At 52.8% G+C, this 13528-nt stretch carries 20 protein-coding genes; 14 read left to right on the top strand and 6 right to left on the bottom strand.

Features of this window, described 5'->3' with window-relative positions; translation table 11 throughout:
- The first annotated feature begins 6 nt into the window (after positions 1-6).
- The 14 genes from CEK71_RS11630 (at position 7) to CEK71_RS11565 (ending at position 10897) form a co-directional block, all read left to right on the top strand.
- Positions 7-1452 (top strand): SagB family peptide dehydrogenase, encoded by a 1446-nt coding sequence (locus CEK71_RS11630; RefSeq protein WP_088619542.1) that lies wholly within the window; start codon positions 7-9, stop codon positions 1450-1452.
- A gap of 83 nt (positions 1453-1535) precedes the next feature.
- Positions 1536-1805, top strand: a complete 270-nt coding sequence (locus CEK71_RS11625) for an NHLP leader peptide family RiPP precursor (RefSeq protein ID WP_088619541.1) — start codon at positions 1536-1538, stop codon at positions 1803-1805.
- 122 nt (positions 1806-1927) lie between these two features.
- Positions 1928-2203 carry an NHLP leader peptide family RiPP precursor gene (locus tag CEK71_RS11620; RefSeq protein ID WP_088619540.1) on the top strand — a complete coding sequence of 92 codons (276 nt, stop codon included), beginning with the start codon at positions 1928-1930 and terminating at the stop codon, positions 2201-2203.
- Between the two features lie 86 nt (positions 2204-2289).
- Positions 2290-2565 (top strand): NHLP leader peptide family RiPP precursor, encoded by a 276-nt coding sequence (locus tag CEK71_RS11615; protein ID WP_088619539.1) that lies wholly within the window; start codon positions 2290-2292, stop codon positions 2563-2565.
- 133 nt (positions 2566-2698) lie between these two features.
- Positions 2699-2974, top strand: coding sequence for an NHLP leader peptide family RiPP precursor (locus tag CEK71_RS11610; protein WP_088619538.1), 276 nt, complete (start codon positions 2699-2701; stop codon positions 2972-2974).
- Between the two features lie 207 nt (positions 2975-3181).
- On the top strand, positions 3182-3451 hold the full coding sequence (locus CEK71_RS11605) for an NHLP leader peptide family RiPP precursor (protein WP_088619537.1): 270 nt from the start codon (positions 3182-3184) through the stop codon (positions 3449-3451).
- Positions 3452-3572: 121 nt separating this feature from the next.
- Positions 3573-3848, top strand: a complete 276-nt coding sequence (locus CEK71_RS11600; RefSeq protein WP_088619536.1) for an NHLP leader peptide family RiPP precursor — start codon at positions 3573-3575, stop codon at positions 3846-3848.
- 137 nt (positions 3849-3985) lie between these two features.
- The gene (locus CEK71_RS11595) at positions 3986-4255 is read left to right on the top strand and encodes an NHLP leader peptide family RiPP precursor (protein ID WP_088619535.1); all 270 of its coding nucleotides are present in this window, start codon (positions 3986-3988) and stop codon (positions 4253-4255) included.
- A gap of 127 nt (positions 4256-4382) precedes the next feature.
- A complete protein-coding gene (locus tag CEK71_RS11590; RefSeq protein WP_088619534.1) occupies positions 4383-4646 on the top strand; it encodes an NHLP leader peptide family RiPP precursor in 264 nt (87 codons plus the stop codon).
- A 149-nt stretch (positions 4647-4795) separates the two neighbouring features.
- Entirely contained in the window at positions 4796-5071 is a 276-nt protein-coding gene (locus CEK71_RS11585; RefSeq protein ID WP_088619533.1) for an NHLP leader peptide family RiPP precursor, read from the top strand.
- A gap of 146 nt (positions 5072-5217) precedes the next feature.
- On the top strand, positions 5218-5484 hold the full coding sequence (locus tag CEK71_RS11580) for an NHLP leader peptide family RiPP precursor (protein ID WP_088619532.1): 267 nt from the start codon (positions 5218-5220) through the stop codon (positions 5482-5484).
- Positions 5485-5639: 155 nt separating this feature from the next.
- Positions 5640-6629 (top strand): hypothetical protein, encoded by a 990-nt coding sequence (locus tag CEK71_RS11575; RefSeq protein ID WP_088619531.1) that lies wholly within the window; start codon positions 5640-5642, stop codon positions 6627-6629.
- A 226-nt stretch (positions 6630-6855) separates the two neighbouring features.
- Positions 6856-7974 carry a fatty acid desaturase family protein gene (locus tag CEK71_RS11570; RefSeq protein ID WP_088619530.1) on the top strand — a complete coding sequence of 373 codons (1119 nt, stop codon included), beginning with the start codon at positions 6856-6858 and terminating at the stop codon, positions 7972-7974.
- A 730-nt stretch (positions 7975-8704) separates the two neighbouring features.
- Complete coding sequence (locus CEK71_RS11565) at positions 8705-10897, top strand: HzsA-related protein (RefSeq protein ID WP_088619529.1); 2193 nt, start codon at positions 8705-8707, stop codon at positions 10895-10897.
- 45 nt (positions 10898-10942) lie between these two features.
- On the opposite strand, the gene nadS is transcribed toward CEK71_RS11565, so the two are convergent.
- From nadS to CEK71_RS11535, 6 genes are all read right to left on the bottom strand, one after another.
- Positions 10943-11242, bottom strand: coding sequence for a NadS family protein (nadS, locus tag CEK71_RS11560; protein ID WP_088619528.1), 300 nt, complete (start codon positions 11240-11242; stop codon positions 10943-10945).
- Positions 11243-11252: 10 nt separating this feature from the next.
- Positions 11253-11474 carry a type II toxin-antitoxin system HicA family toxin gene (locus CEK71_RS11555; protein ID WP_088619527.1) on the bottom strand — a complete coding sequence of 74 codons (222 nt, stop codon included), beginning with the start codon at positions 11472-11474 and terminating at the stop codon, positions 11253-11255.
- Entirely contained in the window at positions 11467-11673 is a 207-nt protein-coding gene (locus CEK71_RS11550) for a HicB family protein (protein ID WP_088619526.1), read from the bottom strand. Before CEK71_RS11550 ends, CEK71_RS11555 begins: the two co-directional genes overlap by 8 nt.
- Before the next feature lie 195 nt (positions 11674-11868).
- On the bottom strand, positions 11869-12153 hold the full coding sequence (locus CEK71_RS11545; protein ID WP_088619525.1) for a helix-turn-helix domain-containing protein: 285 nt from the start codon (positions 12151-12153) through the stop codon (positions 11869-11871).
- Positions 12146-12535 carry a type II toxin-antitoxin system RelE/ParE family toxin gene (locus tag CEK71_RS11540; protein ID WP_198328180.1) on the bottom strand — a complete coding sequence of 130 codons (390 nt, stop codon included), beginning with the start codon at positions 12533-12535 and terminating at the stop codon, positions 12146-12148. The genes CEK71_RS11545 and CEK71_RS11540 overlap by 8 nt, the downstream gene beginning before the upstream one ends.
- 97 nt (positions 12536-12632) lie before the next feature.
- On the bottom strand, positions 12633-13247 hold the full coding sequence (locus CEK71_RS11535; protein WP_088619524.1) for a hypothetical protein: 615 nt from the start codon (positions 13245-13247) through the stop codon (positions 12633-12635).
- Between the last annotated feature and the right edge of the window lie 281 nt (positions 13248-13528).

Below are 13528 nucleotides of genomic sequence, written 5' to 3'. Positions count from 1 at the left end.
TGTAGTATGTCCGCTTACCCGTTTGCCTTCGGCCTTAAATCCGCCACAACCTTTTATGCCGAGGGTGATGACCTGATTTTCCCCGTGCAAGGCAGCAGCCAAGGCCTACGTTGGCGCACCCCTTCACTAGGTTGGCGCAAGGCCTTAGCTTGTTTGGCGGCAGACGGTGCTGACCTAGACGGCATCGCAAGCATCTTGCAAACCCAAGATGGCGGCGTTGACTGGGCAAAATTGCATTTCATGCTAGGCCGTCTGGATGCAAAAGGCTTGTTAAGCCGCTCCGTACTAGGCAATAACACCGTGTTGGCGACCTTGCAGCCCATGACCGCCCGGTTTCAGTTTGTATTGCCCAAACTTAGCCCAGCCAGCCATTACCGCTTATCCCGTTTTGTCAACTTGCGGCCAGAGCAAGGCCAGTGGTTGCTGGAAACGCCGTTAAGCCCCGCCAAACTGTGGCTACATGCCGGACAAGCTTTGCCTCTGTTAGCTTGCTTGGCGCAACCGACAGCCTTGGATACGCTGTGCCGTGCCGTGCCGGACTGGGAACCGGATACGGCCCTAGCTGTCTTGGCCTTGCTGGTCACCGCCGGGGCCGCCGCTCCCTGTGATGCCGTCGGGCAACTCCCAGAGGATGGCAACATCGCCTTAAGGCAATGGGAAAGTGTGGATTTGCTGTTCCATAGCCGTAGCCGACCCGGTCGGCACGACGGTTTTTGCGGTGCGACATTCCGTTTCTTAGGGCAGATAGACCCCTTACCCGCGCTCAAATCGGTTGCGGCAGATGCCGGGCTTCCCTTACCCATACCTGATATGGCACGCATACAACAGGAAGACCCGCCGTTTGCTGCCGTGGTGGAAAACCGCCGCTCTATCCGTGATTACACAGGCAGGCTGTTGGATGTGGACTTGTTGGGTGAGTTTTTGTACCGTGCGGCCCGTGTCAAAGCCCAAACCAATGCAAACCCACCAGGCCGCCCCTACCCTATCACGCAGCGGCCTTATCCTAGCGGCGGGGCGATGTACGAACTGGAACTGTATTTGTCGGTGGGGGCTTGTACCGGTTTGGCCGCTGGTCTGTACTACTACAAACCCCTAGAACACAGGCTTTTACCCATCAGCGGTTTGACCGCCGATGTCCAACAATTGCTGGACAACGCCAGACTAAACTCAGGCGCGGCCACACAGCCCCCGGTATTGCTCACCTTAGTGGCGCGTTGCCAACGTCCGGCGTGGAAATACCAAGGCATGGCCTATGCCTTGATGCTCAAAAACACGGGCGTGCTCTACCACCAACTATACCTGACAGCTACCGTGATGGGCCTGGCTCCTTGCGGATTGGGGATGGGCGATTCTGATTTATTCGCCGAAGCGGCAGGGCTGGATTATTACCAAGAAACCGCCATCGGCGAATTCATGCTGGGAGGCCGACTGTCAAGTGGCTTAGACAGTTAAACGGATCTTCACCTGTCACCGGCCCTACGCAGGAAGAAGGCAACAACCGGGCCATAACCACTAAGCAAACTTAGGAGCAACCTATGAACGAAGAACAAATGCAACAATACAGCCAAATCGTCGCCAAATGCTGGGCCGATGCCACTTTTAAAGCCCAGCTCATCGCCGACCCCAAAGCTGTACTGGCCGCCGAAGGCATCGCCGTACCCGAAGGCATCGAACTGCGGGTGTTGGAGAACACCGCCACAACCGTCAATTTGGTGCTGCCGCCAGCACCGGAAGGCGAACTGAGCGACGAGGATTTAGGTGCTGTTACGGGCGGCAGTAGTTGCTGCTGTGCCGTCTCCAGCTAAAACAGGTATCCAAAAGGGCGGATACGCGTGATCCAATTTGCCTAACCTAATAACACGATACCACTGAAACCTAACCGAGGGGCAGGCCAACCTGCCCCCGCTGATAACGACCGGAGCACATTATGAATGAAGAACAAATGCAACAATACAGCCAAATCGTCGCCAGATGCTGGGCTGATGCCGAATTCAAGGCAAAACTGATGGGCGATCCGATAGCCACACTGACTGCCGAAGGCATCGCCGTGCCCGAAGGTCTCGAACTGCGGGTGCTGGAGAACACCGCCACAACCGTCAACTTGGTGCTGCCGTCGCCACCGGCCGAAGGCGAGCTGAGCGACGAGGACTTGGGGGCTGTCACGGGCGGCAGCGGCTGTGGCTGTTGTGGTGCTTCCACCTAAAAACACGCCGCTAGGGGATGGATACGCGTGATCCGATTCCGGCCAACCCACAAGACGATACGACTGAAATCTAACCGGAGCACATTATGAACGAAGAACAAATGCAACAATACAGCCAAATCGTCGCAAAATGCTGGGCGGACGCCACCTTCAAAGCCCAACTCATCGCCGACCCCAAAGCTGCGCTGGCCGCCGAAGGCATCGCCGTACCCGAAGGCATCGAACTGCGGGTGCTGGAAAATACCGCCACCACCGTCAACTTGGTGCTGCCGCCACCCCCGGCGGAAGGCGAGCTAAGCGACGAGGACTTGGGGGCTGTCACAGGCGGTGGTTTGTGCTGTGAAGCCTCATCGACCTGCTAAAAACAGGCTTCTAAGGGGGATGCATGATCCGATTCCGACCAGCCATCTTTGCCCAACCGACAAGACGATACGACTAAAATCTAACCGGGGGGCAGGCCAACCTGCCCCCCGCTGATAACGACCGGAGCACATTATGAACGAAGAACAAATACAACAATACAGCCAAATCGTCGCCAAATGCTGGGCTGATGCCGCCTTTAAAGCCCAGCTCATCGCCGACCCCAAAGCCGTACTGGCCGCCGAAGGCATCGCCGTACCCGAAGGCATCGAACTGCGGGTGCTGGAAAATACCGCCACAACCGTCAACTTGGTGCTGCCGCCGCCGCCGTCAGAGGGCGAACTAAGCGATGAAGATTTGGGTACAGTGACGGGCGGAGGCAGTAGCCAAGGCTGCATGTGCTGCACCTAAAAGACAGGCTTTGGGGATGCTAAAAAGATCGCGAGCTGAAAGCATTTAGAGAGATGGCAGTAAAAGCTGCCCCTCCCTCTCAATTAAATTAGCTTGTAAATCAACATTATACTCCTAAAATCAGGGATGGTAACCCACCACCTATTGGGTCTGATCCCTAGGCAAACAGAATATGCAGAACACAATCCCATACCATTGGAGCAAGCTATGAACCAAGAACAAATGCAACAATATAGCCAAATCGTCGCCAAATGTTGGGCGGATGCAGCATTCAAGGCCCAACTCATCGCCGATCCTAAAGCCATGCTGGCCGCCGAAGGCATTGCCGTACCCGAAGGCATCGAACTGCGGGTGCTAGAAAACACCGCCACCACCGTCAACTTGGTGCTGCCGCCGCCGCCAGCGGAAGGTGAACTGAGCGACGAGGATTTAGGTGCCGTCACTGGAGGCGGCGAGGCTTGTTATGCAAGCTGTTAGATTGACTGAAAAAGCTATTCTGATGCCTTAATTTATTAGGCCTGCGGTTTAAGCTTTTTTCCATCTGTCCGTAACACTAATGTCAATACCAAACCAACACTTTAAAATTGAGGGGCAAACCATGAACGAAGAACAAATGCAACAATATAGCCAAATCGTCGCCAAATGCTGGGCGGACGCAGAATTTAAGGCCAAGCTGATAGCCGACCCCAAAGCCACACTGGCTGCCGAAGGCATCGCCGTGCCTGACGGCATCGAACTGCGGGTGTTGGAAAACACCGCCACGGTTGTCAATTTGGTGCTGCCGCCACCGCCGACGGAAGGCGAGCTGAGCGATGAAGATTTAGGATCTGTCACGGGCGGCAGCGGCTGTGCCTGTTGCAGTTGCACTTGCTAAACAAAGGGTCTCTAGGCGGCAGATACGCGCGGGCCGTTCCGGCCAGCCATCTTTACCCTAAAAAGTAACACTAAACCGCTGCAATGCAACTGGGGGGTAGGCCACCTACCCCCTCAGATAACGGCCAGGAGCAAACTATGAACGAAGAACAAACACAGCAATACAGCCAAATCGTTGCCAAATGCTGGGCGGATGCGGAATTTAAGGCCAAACTGATAGCCGACCCCAAAGCCACACTGGCCGCCGAAAGCATCGCCGTGCCTGACGGCATTGAACTGCGGGTGCTGGAAAACACCGCCACGATTGTCAATTTGGTGCTGCCGCCGCCGCCAGCGGAAGGCGAACTGAGCGATGAAGATTTAGGGGCTGTCACGGGCGGTGGCGGCTGTGCCTGTAGTTCCAAATAAAGGATCTCTAGGTGGCAGATACGCGCGATCCGTTTCGTCCAGCCCTTTATCCAAATTATCTCTAAAAAGTAAGAAATTTAACTGGGGGTAGGCCACCTACCCCTCAGATAACGGCCAGGAGCAAACTATGAACGAAGAACAAACGCAGCAATACAGCCAAATCGTCGCCAAATGCTGGGCGGACGCGGAATTTAAGGCCAAACTGATAGCCGACCCCAAAGCCACACTGGCCGCCGAAAGCATCGCCGTGCCTGACGGCATCGAACTACGGGTGCTGGAAAACACCGCCACCACAGTCAACCTGGTGTTGCCGCCGCCTGAAGAAAGCGAACTGAGCGACGAGGACTTAGGGTTCGTCACAGGCGGCGGCGGTTGCAGCAATGCCCCCTAAAAGGGTTCACTTGGGATGTGGGTGCGTGTAATCCGGCCATCACCGCTACACTTGCCCAATCCGCATCCCCAAAGCACCACAATATCATTGAAACCCAAGTGGAGGTAGACCAAAGCCTATCCCCACGCCATAACTAAGAGAAACCGATCATGAACGAAGAACAAATGCAACAATATAGCCAAATCGTCGCCAAATGCTGGGCGGACGCGGAATTTAAGGCCAAGCTGATGGGCGATCCGGTAGCCACGCTGGCTGCCGAAGGCATCGCCGTGCCTGACGGCATCGAACTGCGGGTGCTGGAAAACACCGCCACCACAGTCAACTTGGTGCTGCTGCCGCCACCGACGGAAGGCGAGCTGAGCGATGAAGATTTAGGAACTGTCACGGGCGGCAGTAGCTGTGGCTGTGGTTGTTCTAGTTGCTAGACAAAGGGTCTCTAGACAGGAGATACGCGCGGGCCGTTCCGGCCAGCCATCTTTACCCAACTCATCTCTAAAAGGTAACACTAAACCGCTGAAATTTAACTGGGGGTAGGCCACCTACTCCCTCAGATAACGGCCAGGAGCAAACTATGAACGAAGAACAAATGCAGCAATACAGCCAAATCGTCGCCAAATGCTGGGCGGACGCGGAATTTAAGGCCAAGCTGATGGGCGATCCGCTAGCCACGCTGGCCGCCGAAGGTATCACCGTGCCCGACGGCATCGAACTGCGGGTGCTGGAAAACACCGCCACCACAGTCAACTTGGTATTGCCGCCGCCACCGGCGGAAGGCGAACTGAGCGATGAGGATTTAGGGGTTGTCACGGGCGGCAGCAGTTGTTCCGCCAGCACCTGATAGCGTCAGTGCCAGAGCCAGCCATTTTCCGTTGCCGTCCATCTCAAGACCACACCCAGATGGACGGCGACAATAAAATCAGTTGTGCAACGGATTTCCGATTGCATTTACCGATAGCCCTTCACTTTTGCCATTAATTATAAGGAGACATCAGCATGAGCGGATTCGCTTTGCCCTCCCTTTATCCGGCCAGAACGGCCAGTGATTATTGGGAGTTGTTGAAAAACTACGTCCCCTCGGATATTGTCGACAGCGCATCCTGGGACAGGCTGGCCAACGCTGCGCCCGCTTTGCCCGGAGCCGCGTTTGGTTTCGAACGCACCTTGGACTCGCCCGCCATCAGCCAATTTGGCTTTCATCTTTGGCCATGGTGCATGGATGCCGCCTTAGCCTGTGCCGCCAATATGCCCAGAGCGGCGTTTTTGGCCCCTCTCATCCGTGCTTGGCGGACTACCTGTCAAGACTGCCTGCCCTTACATTTGATGATCATGTGGGATGAACAGATCGGTACTGGCTCAGCGCAGCCGCAGGTGTTCCTGACCTTTGCGCCCAACCAACCCAACTGGCAGGCGGTGGTCAGAGAATTTGCCGGGCAACTGGATGATGCCGATTTGGCCCAGGCTTGGCAACGTGCCGCCACCGCCCCCCATGCCAACATCGTCGGGTTGGGGGTTTATCTTGGACGACAGGACATGCCGGTGCGGGCGACTGTCGCGATTGGCCCAGAACGCGACTGGAACGGCCACCCCAACTGGGCGGCTGTTGATGAAATCGCCAGCCTGTCCGCTGTCCCACCTCTAGTGGCTGTGCCGCCAACCCTTGATCCGGGCTTAACCTGGCATGTGCCGGTGGTGGCCAGAATGCACGCGAAACCCCACGAAGCCTTGGCACCTTTGGTCGGCACATTGCTGGAGCGGGGCATGGTAGATGCGGATACCGCCTTGATGTTGCAACAACCGCCGTTGATGATACCCGTACCGGGAGGTGCAACCTTTGATGGCCAACCTGCGCTGCTACGGCTAATGGTGTCACTGGAGCGCATCAAGATAGTGGTGGCGGATGGGGCATGGCTATCTGCCAAAATTTGTTATATGGTCCGTCCGGTGTGGCGCTCCAGTTCCGGGCGCGTGTTCGTCGAAAGTTGAACGGGGTTGCCCAGTTCTTCCTGGTATTATATGACAACCGCACAGAACAACAATAGATTGATTTTTATCTATTTTTATGGATAAAACAGGTATTGTTAATCCTCTGGCGGGGATGTCGGCATTGCTTTATGCCCAGCCCTTAGGCTAAGAAAGGGAGGGGGCATTTGCCACATAATGCCATTTTATCCTGCCGCCCCTTAGCGGCCTGCCACTCCTCCTAGCAAACATGAACGAAAAGCAAATTCGGCGCCACAGCCAAAGGGTCGCCCAGCAATGGGCAGGCACATTGTTTAGCCCCCCTTTACCCCAAAATCCCCCCGCTTATAACGCCAAAGCGTTACGCAAATCTTTGCAGGTTTACACCACCCGGAACAACTGGCGGGCGTATAGCGATTGGTTGGCCAACATGCTGCTGTTTTTTTTCGGACAATATGCCGTTATTGCCAGCCCTCTCCTATTAAAGCCCTTGGGTGGGCTTATTGCCGCTATGGCCGCCGTCCGGCTGTTTTTTTTGGCGCATGATGCCGGACATGGTTTGCTGTCCCATTTTAAGCCCCTTAACGCCTGGCTGGGAAGGTTGGCATTCCTACCCTCATTGACCGCTTACCAAAGCTGGGTTTTCAGCCATAACCAACACCATAATTATGCCAATTCCATACCGAGTGATTTGTGGGCGCCATTGCCCCCTGACCGCTACCGGACGCTCAACCCCTGGCAACGGGGACTGTACCGTCTGTACCGCAGCCCCTGCGGTGTCGGCCTTTATTATTTGGTGGAAGTTTGGTGGCAATATTTTTATTATCCTTCCCCCAAACAGTTTGGCAACGACCTGGCCCGCCGCCTCTTACCGGATGCCTTGCTGGCGATAGGCTTTTCCGTGGCTTGGCCTCTGCTCTTATACGGACTGGCCGCCCAAACTGGCCAAGCGTATATGCCGCTATGGCTGGCTGGCTTTATTTTACCGCTGGCCCTCACCAACACCGTGATAGGGTTCGTGTCTTATCTCCACCACACCCACCCCAAAGTCAATTGGCAACAACAGCCGATGGGAGCGGCCTACCTGTCTGCGCCCCCATCATTAATGGCGACCGTACACATCCGTTTCCCGGCGTGGTTGAGCGGAGGCCTGCACTACATTATGGAACATCCGGCACATCATCTTTGCCCCGGCATCCCTTATCACCAACTACAAGCCGCACAACGGCAGTTGGAGGTGCTGGTGCCGGATATTATCGTAGTGCAGGATTTTTCCTGGCGGTGGTATGCCGAATGCACCCGCATCTGCAAGCTTTACGATTTTGAAAACCGTTGCTGGTTAGGGTTTGATGGGCAACGCTTGAATTAGGCTTTTGTAGCGCGTTGGACGGATTTAGCTGACCTATCGGGCAGTACATAATTTTTCCACAGCACTAATTAAATCAATCCCATACACCGACTTGAATAGTAAAATGCTATTAAATGGCCTGAAAAGCAAAAAGGCTAAGGCCGAACTGTGCCTTGGCTTCAATGGTGGGCATTTATTAACGATAACAAGCCCCCAACACCCCTAAGCCCCCCGTTTTTTATGATCGAACCCGCCTGCGTAACATCGGTTATAGTGATGGGTCGCCTTTCCCATTAACATTCCATTAACTGTTCCTCTAGTATCTTAATCAAATCTACCTGTGTGGTAAATCTTTTTTATCTCCTGTTAGATAGCCTTCGCCCCATAAGTTGGCCTATCGGCTTCTCTAGGCATCCGCTATAACAAAAGCCTAAAAGGCTAACTTATACGGCGACATTCATCACTTTAGACAAAAAAACCCAATTTGTTAAAAAATAAGCGGCCAGTCTTGAATTGTAAAGTATTTTCACTTACCAGCCCGCTGCAACTTAATACACGGCTATGTCACCCATCTTTTTGGCAATAGTTGGCTGACATAAGTAAATAAATCACAATACAGACTTTGAACCTTGCTTAAACGCGACGGAATCCATTACCGGACAATCAGAGGATTGTTTAGTAACCGCGCGTACACCAAACCGATATATCAAAACCCCCTTAACTTTAATGAAAATCCACTTAGGAGTTTGGCATGATGAAAAAACTGACCGGGTTCAGCCTATTGCTGCTGACCCAGCTAACAACCCCTTGTCTCGCGGCCATTAACAACCCCATCGTTTTCGTCACCCAAGTGCCGATACCGGGCGATTTTTGCGCGTTGACTTCGACTTTTTGCAACCAACAAGGCGACATTGACAGCAGCGGACGTGGGGGCGATTTATGGATACGCTATCCCGACGGCAGCTTAAAAAACTTGACCCAAGCGGCGGGCTTAGGCCAAACGGGATTGCAAGGCAACCGGAGCATCGCCGTCCGTGACCCTTCGGTACATTGGGATGGCACTAAAGTGATCTTTAGTATGGTTATCGGTGCGCCCGCACATTTCCAAGTCAAACGCTTCAATTGGCAATTGTATGAAATCACAGGCTTGGGCAAAAATGACACGCCAATGATCACCAAAGTCGCCAAACAACCCGCCACTTATAACAACGTCAGCCCGACTTATGGCACAGACGACAGCATCATTTTTGCGTCTGACCGCCCGCGTGGGGGTGCGGCGCATTTATATCCGCAGTTGGATGAGTATGAGGAAGCCCCGACGGTAAGCGGTTTGTGGAGCTTAAAGCCCAATACAGGTGCGTTGACAATGCTGACCCACGCCCCTTCGGGAGATTTTAGCCCGATGGTGGACAGCTTTGGGCGGGTTGTTTTTACCCGTTGGGACCATTTGCAGCAAGACCAGCAAGCGGCTGCCGACCGGGCAGGCGGCGATTATGGGACATTTAACTATTCTAACGAATCGGCCACGGCAAAAATCTTAAACAGCCGGACAGAAGTGTTTCCTGAGCCTATCCGCCGCGACACCATTTCTTTGGCGGGGACTAACTTAACCGGACACAGTTTTAACCAGTTTTTCCCCTGGCAAATTAACGAGGACGGCACGGAAATGGAAACCGTCAACCATATCGGGCGGCACGAGTTGGGCGGCTCCTTTGTCGATGCGGTGTTTACCGATGATCCTGACCTGACCTTCCAAATCAATAGCCTTAACCAGAACAAAATCAGCAATTTTTTCCAGATCAAACAAGACCCGACTAACCCTAACTTTTTTATCGGCATCAACGCGCCTGAATTTGGCACTCATGCGTCCGGGCAAATTGTCCGCTTAACCAATGTTGACCCCGTCCACAATGCCGATGAAATGCGCATTGATTATCTGACCGATGTCTCGACCTTTTCGACTGTGGGGGATAACGAAACCCCGCCGCCTGCCGACTCCGGCCATTACCGCGACCCGGCGGTGCTGTCTGACGGTACGCTGATCGCCGCGCATACAGCAGAGACCCGCCAAGATAAGGATGAAGGCACAACCTCGGCGGATAACGCCAATTCCTTCCCGAAATCACGCTATACCTTCCGCTTGCGTACCTTAAAGCAATTGCCGAATGGTACTTGGACAGCCGACCAACCGTTGACGGCAGGCATCACTAAAGACATCAGCTATTTTAGCCCAGATACCTTACGGCATTATTCAACAGCGTTATGGGAATTGCAGCCTGTGGAAGTGAAGGCGCGGCCACGACCTGCCCGCCGTGTCGCCTCTTTAGGCGCACCGGAGCAACAAATCTTGCAACAAGAAGGGGTAAGCGAAGCCAGCTTGCGCCAATTCTTAGCCAGCAAAGGTCTGGCGTTGGCGATTATGCGCAATGTCACGCAACGCGACCACAGCGACAAGCAACAGCCCTATAATTTGGCGGTGGCCGGTTCGGCGACGCAAACCTTGGGTAACGCTGGCAAGCTTTATGAAGTGGCGCATTTCCAAGCCTTCCAAGCCGACCAGATCCGAGGCTTATTCGGTTGCTGCGGTTCGACGACACCCAAAGACGGGCGGCGGGTGTTGGCGGAGCCGTTGCATAGCGTCACCGCCAATCCGCCCCTGAGCGCGGGCGCACCGAAAGGCAGCGTCAAAATCGCCAGCGACGGCTCAGTGGCGATGTTATTGCCGACCCGCCGCGCCTTAAGCTGGCAAATCACCGACCCCGCCAGCAAATTTGTCGTCCGCGAACGTAACTGGCTGACCTTGCAACCGGGAGAAATCCGCACTTGCCCAGCTTGCCATGCGCCGAATACCGCAGATCAGGCCGGACATCCGGCCGTCACCAACCCGCCGGAAGCGTTACGGCAGTTACTGGTCTTTTTGAAAGCGAACGGCAGTTTGCCGTAAGTGCGAAGCCGCCGTGCCAGTTACTTTAACTGGCGCGGCGGCTTATTAAAGATAACAGCCAGGTAAATTTTTTACTACTGAATGGGGATCAGCCTGCACCAGCCTTAACAAAACCTTAGCGGGGCCTGTCGGATGCCGATGGCCTTGCTCCCAATTTTGCAACGTCCTAACATTTACGCCAATCAGAGCGGCAAACTTTACTTGGGAAAAACCGATGCTTTTACGGATAGCCTTAACGTCAGGTTCTGGGAATTCGTGTAGCCGGGAGGCTTCTGCTTCCCCCCGCTGTATTTTGCCAGCTTCTTTGATGCTGGCTATTAATTCATTGAAATGATCGTTTTTCATTAACGGACGGTTAGGCGCGTAGTGCCTTAATAAATTCATCCGGTGACACATCGGCTTGCTTGAGTATTCCGGCTAGAGTTCCGGCTTTTAATGCTTTGTGGTTGGGAACGACGCAGCCGGAAGAACCCATGCGGAGGACAATGTGGCTACCCCGTTGACGAACCACCAAAAATCCCAAACGCACCAAAGCCCGTATCACTTCCGCGCCCGAAACGACGGGGAGTTTAGGCATGTCCAGCCACCTGAAAAGTTGTTAATAATGGGCGGGCGTGAAATGCCAGCGGGAACTCTTCAAGATAGAGTTCAGTGGCTTCGGCTAAATTGGCTATCGCTTCTTCAATAGTCTCGCCTTGCGTGGTTGTTCCCGTTTCAGGATTAAAGGCGACATAACCGCCTTCTGGGGCTGGTGTCAAGATTGCCGAAAGTTCCATAAAGTCCTCCTTTGGTTTTGTTGCAAGGTGATGATTCTAAGATTTCTCATTAAAAACGATAGTAAGGGAGAGGCAGTCCACTTGGTTAGCTACAGCAAAGCCGCTTACCTTTGAAAAATATAAACCTTGCCAACCGGAATGGCGGGCAATCCTCTTAACTGGTTTGTTGAGTTAGATATTACAAACTAAGCTCAGTTAAGCCAATGCCCGAAGTACGGCTTGCGGTTCTTTTGCAACCACATGCAACAAAGCCAATGCGGGCCCATGCGGTTTACGGTCGCCGCGTTCCCAATGCCGAAGCGTTCCAAGACTAATGCAAAACTTAGCCGCAAACTCAGCTTGGGTAAGCCCCAAGCTGTGGCGCAGTTGCCCGACATCAATGGCTTCAGGGCGATAAGTGTTGGCTTGGATGGCTTGCCCTTCATTTAAGGCGATGGCCTCACGCAAACCTTGTGCAATACTTTCAAATGCCTCAGACATGTTCCCTCTCTAGCGCAACGTGGACAAGCAACCCAACCAGCTTGGCAAGCCCGTTACGTTCAGATTTTGTGATATTCGATTTTTCATTTTTGCCAAAAACGGTGAGCAAATAGAGCGGGATGCGTTGGTCATGGTAATAATAAATGACCCGGACACCTCCGCTTTTACCTTTGCCGCCCCGCGCCCAACGAAGTTTGCGGATACCGCCAGTCCCTTCCATAAGGTCTCCCGCCTGCGGATAAGCGGCAAGGTAATCTATAACGGACTTACGCTCTGCTTCATTAAGCAGTTCGTCAGCGCGGCGAATATATTCGGGAAGTTCAGTAACGGTAGTAAGCATGGCTGCTAGTGTAATCCAGTGGATCACAAGAGACAAGAGCATTCGCACTACCCAATGTAACGGTAAGAGGCCTGCCGTCTACAGGACTTAAGCGAAGCCGCTGAACAAGACGCATCCCGCTTGAGCGGGATACTGGACATTACTGGCCTTTATGCCACAAATACACATCAAATACCCTCTCTTTGAACCAAGGCTGCGCTGATACTTCTTGGACATACTTTGGAGTAGCAATTGATTGATCACAAGAGTATTTTGCAACCCTATGCAACCCGCCACATACAGAGACTATGGTTTTATCATGCCTACTGTATTCGTCCCGCCATGCTTCACAGAATCCTGACAAATCCCCGTCCTCAGTATTTAATGCCTTACGTGCTTGAGAGTCGTAGATGATGATTGGGTCGCGTATCTTTAGCCATAGCAATTTGGTAGTGACCGAAAGGACGCATCTATGACCATAAGCTCTAGATATTTTATCCTGAACCTTACTGATAGACTTCACTGTGTCGCCAGAAAAATCAGAAGCGATTGCCTTATCTAGTATTTTTACAATCGGCTCATATCTCTCATAGCCAATATCTTCGTCGTATTCTTTTGGTAGATTTCGGGCAACTTTGTAGTATGTCGCCGCTTTTTTTATGGAAACTAACTTCTCTTTGCGAGTCCCGTTGTTTATTGACTCATGATAAAACCTGTCATGTCTTAACCACATATTGAGGTAATGAAGAGAAAAGTATTCCAGTGAATATTTCATTTTTTTTCATCGAGATATTGTTAATTCCTAACGTATATAGACTACCTAATTGGCGTAAGATATTGCAGCATCAATTTGCCTATAGCATTTCAAAAAAACGATAGTTACGTTCAATCTTAGCAGAATTTAGCTTATGCAATACCCATCAGACAATTTATCTATCCAACAACCTAAATAACCAACCCTAAGTCATGTAAATAGCTATTTTTAAGCACTAAATCCTCCGCACAAAACAAATTCATCCAGAACAGACAAGGACGGTAATGCGAATCCAACCCCAA

This window comes from Methylovulum psychrotolerans (assembly GCF_002209385.1).
Classification (GTDB): Bacteria; Pseudomonadota; Gammaproteobacteria; order Methylococcales; family Methylomonadaceae; genus Methylovulum; species Methylovulum psychrotolerans.
The sequence above is the reverse complement of the archived record's forward strand: the minus strand, read 5'-3'. Positions and strand labels throughout refer to the sequence as shown.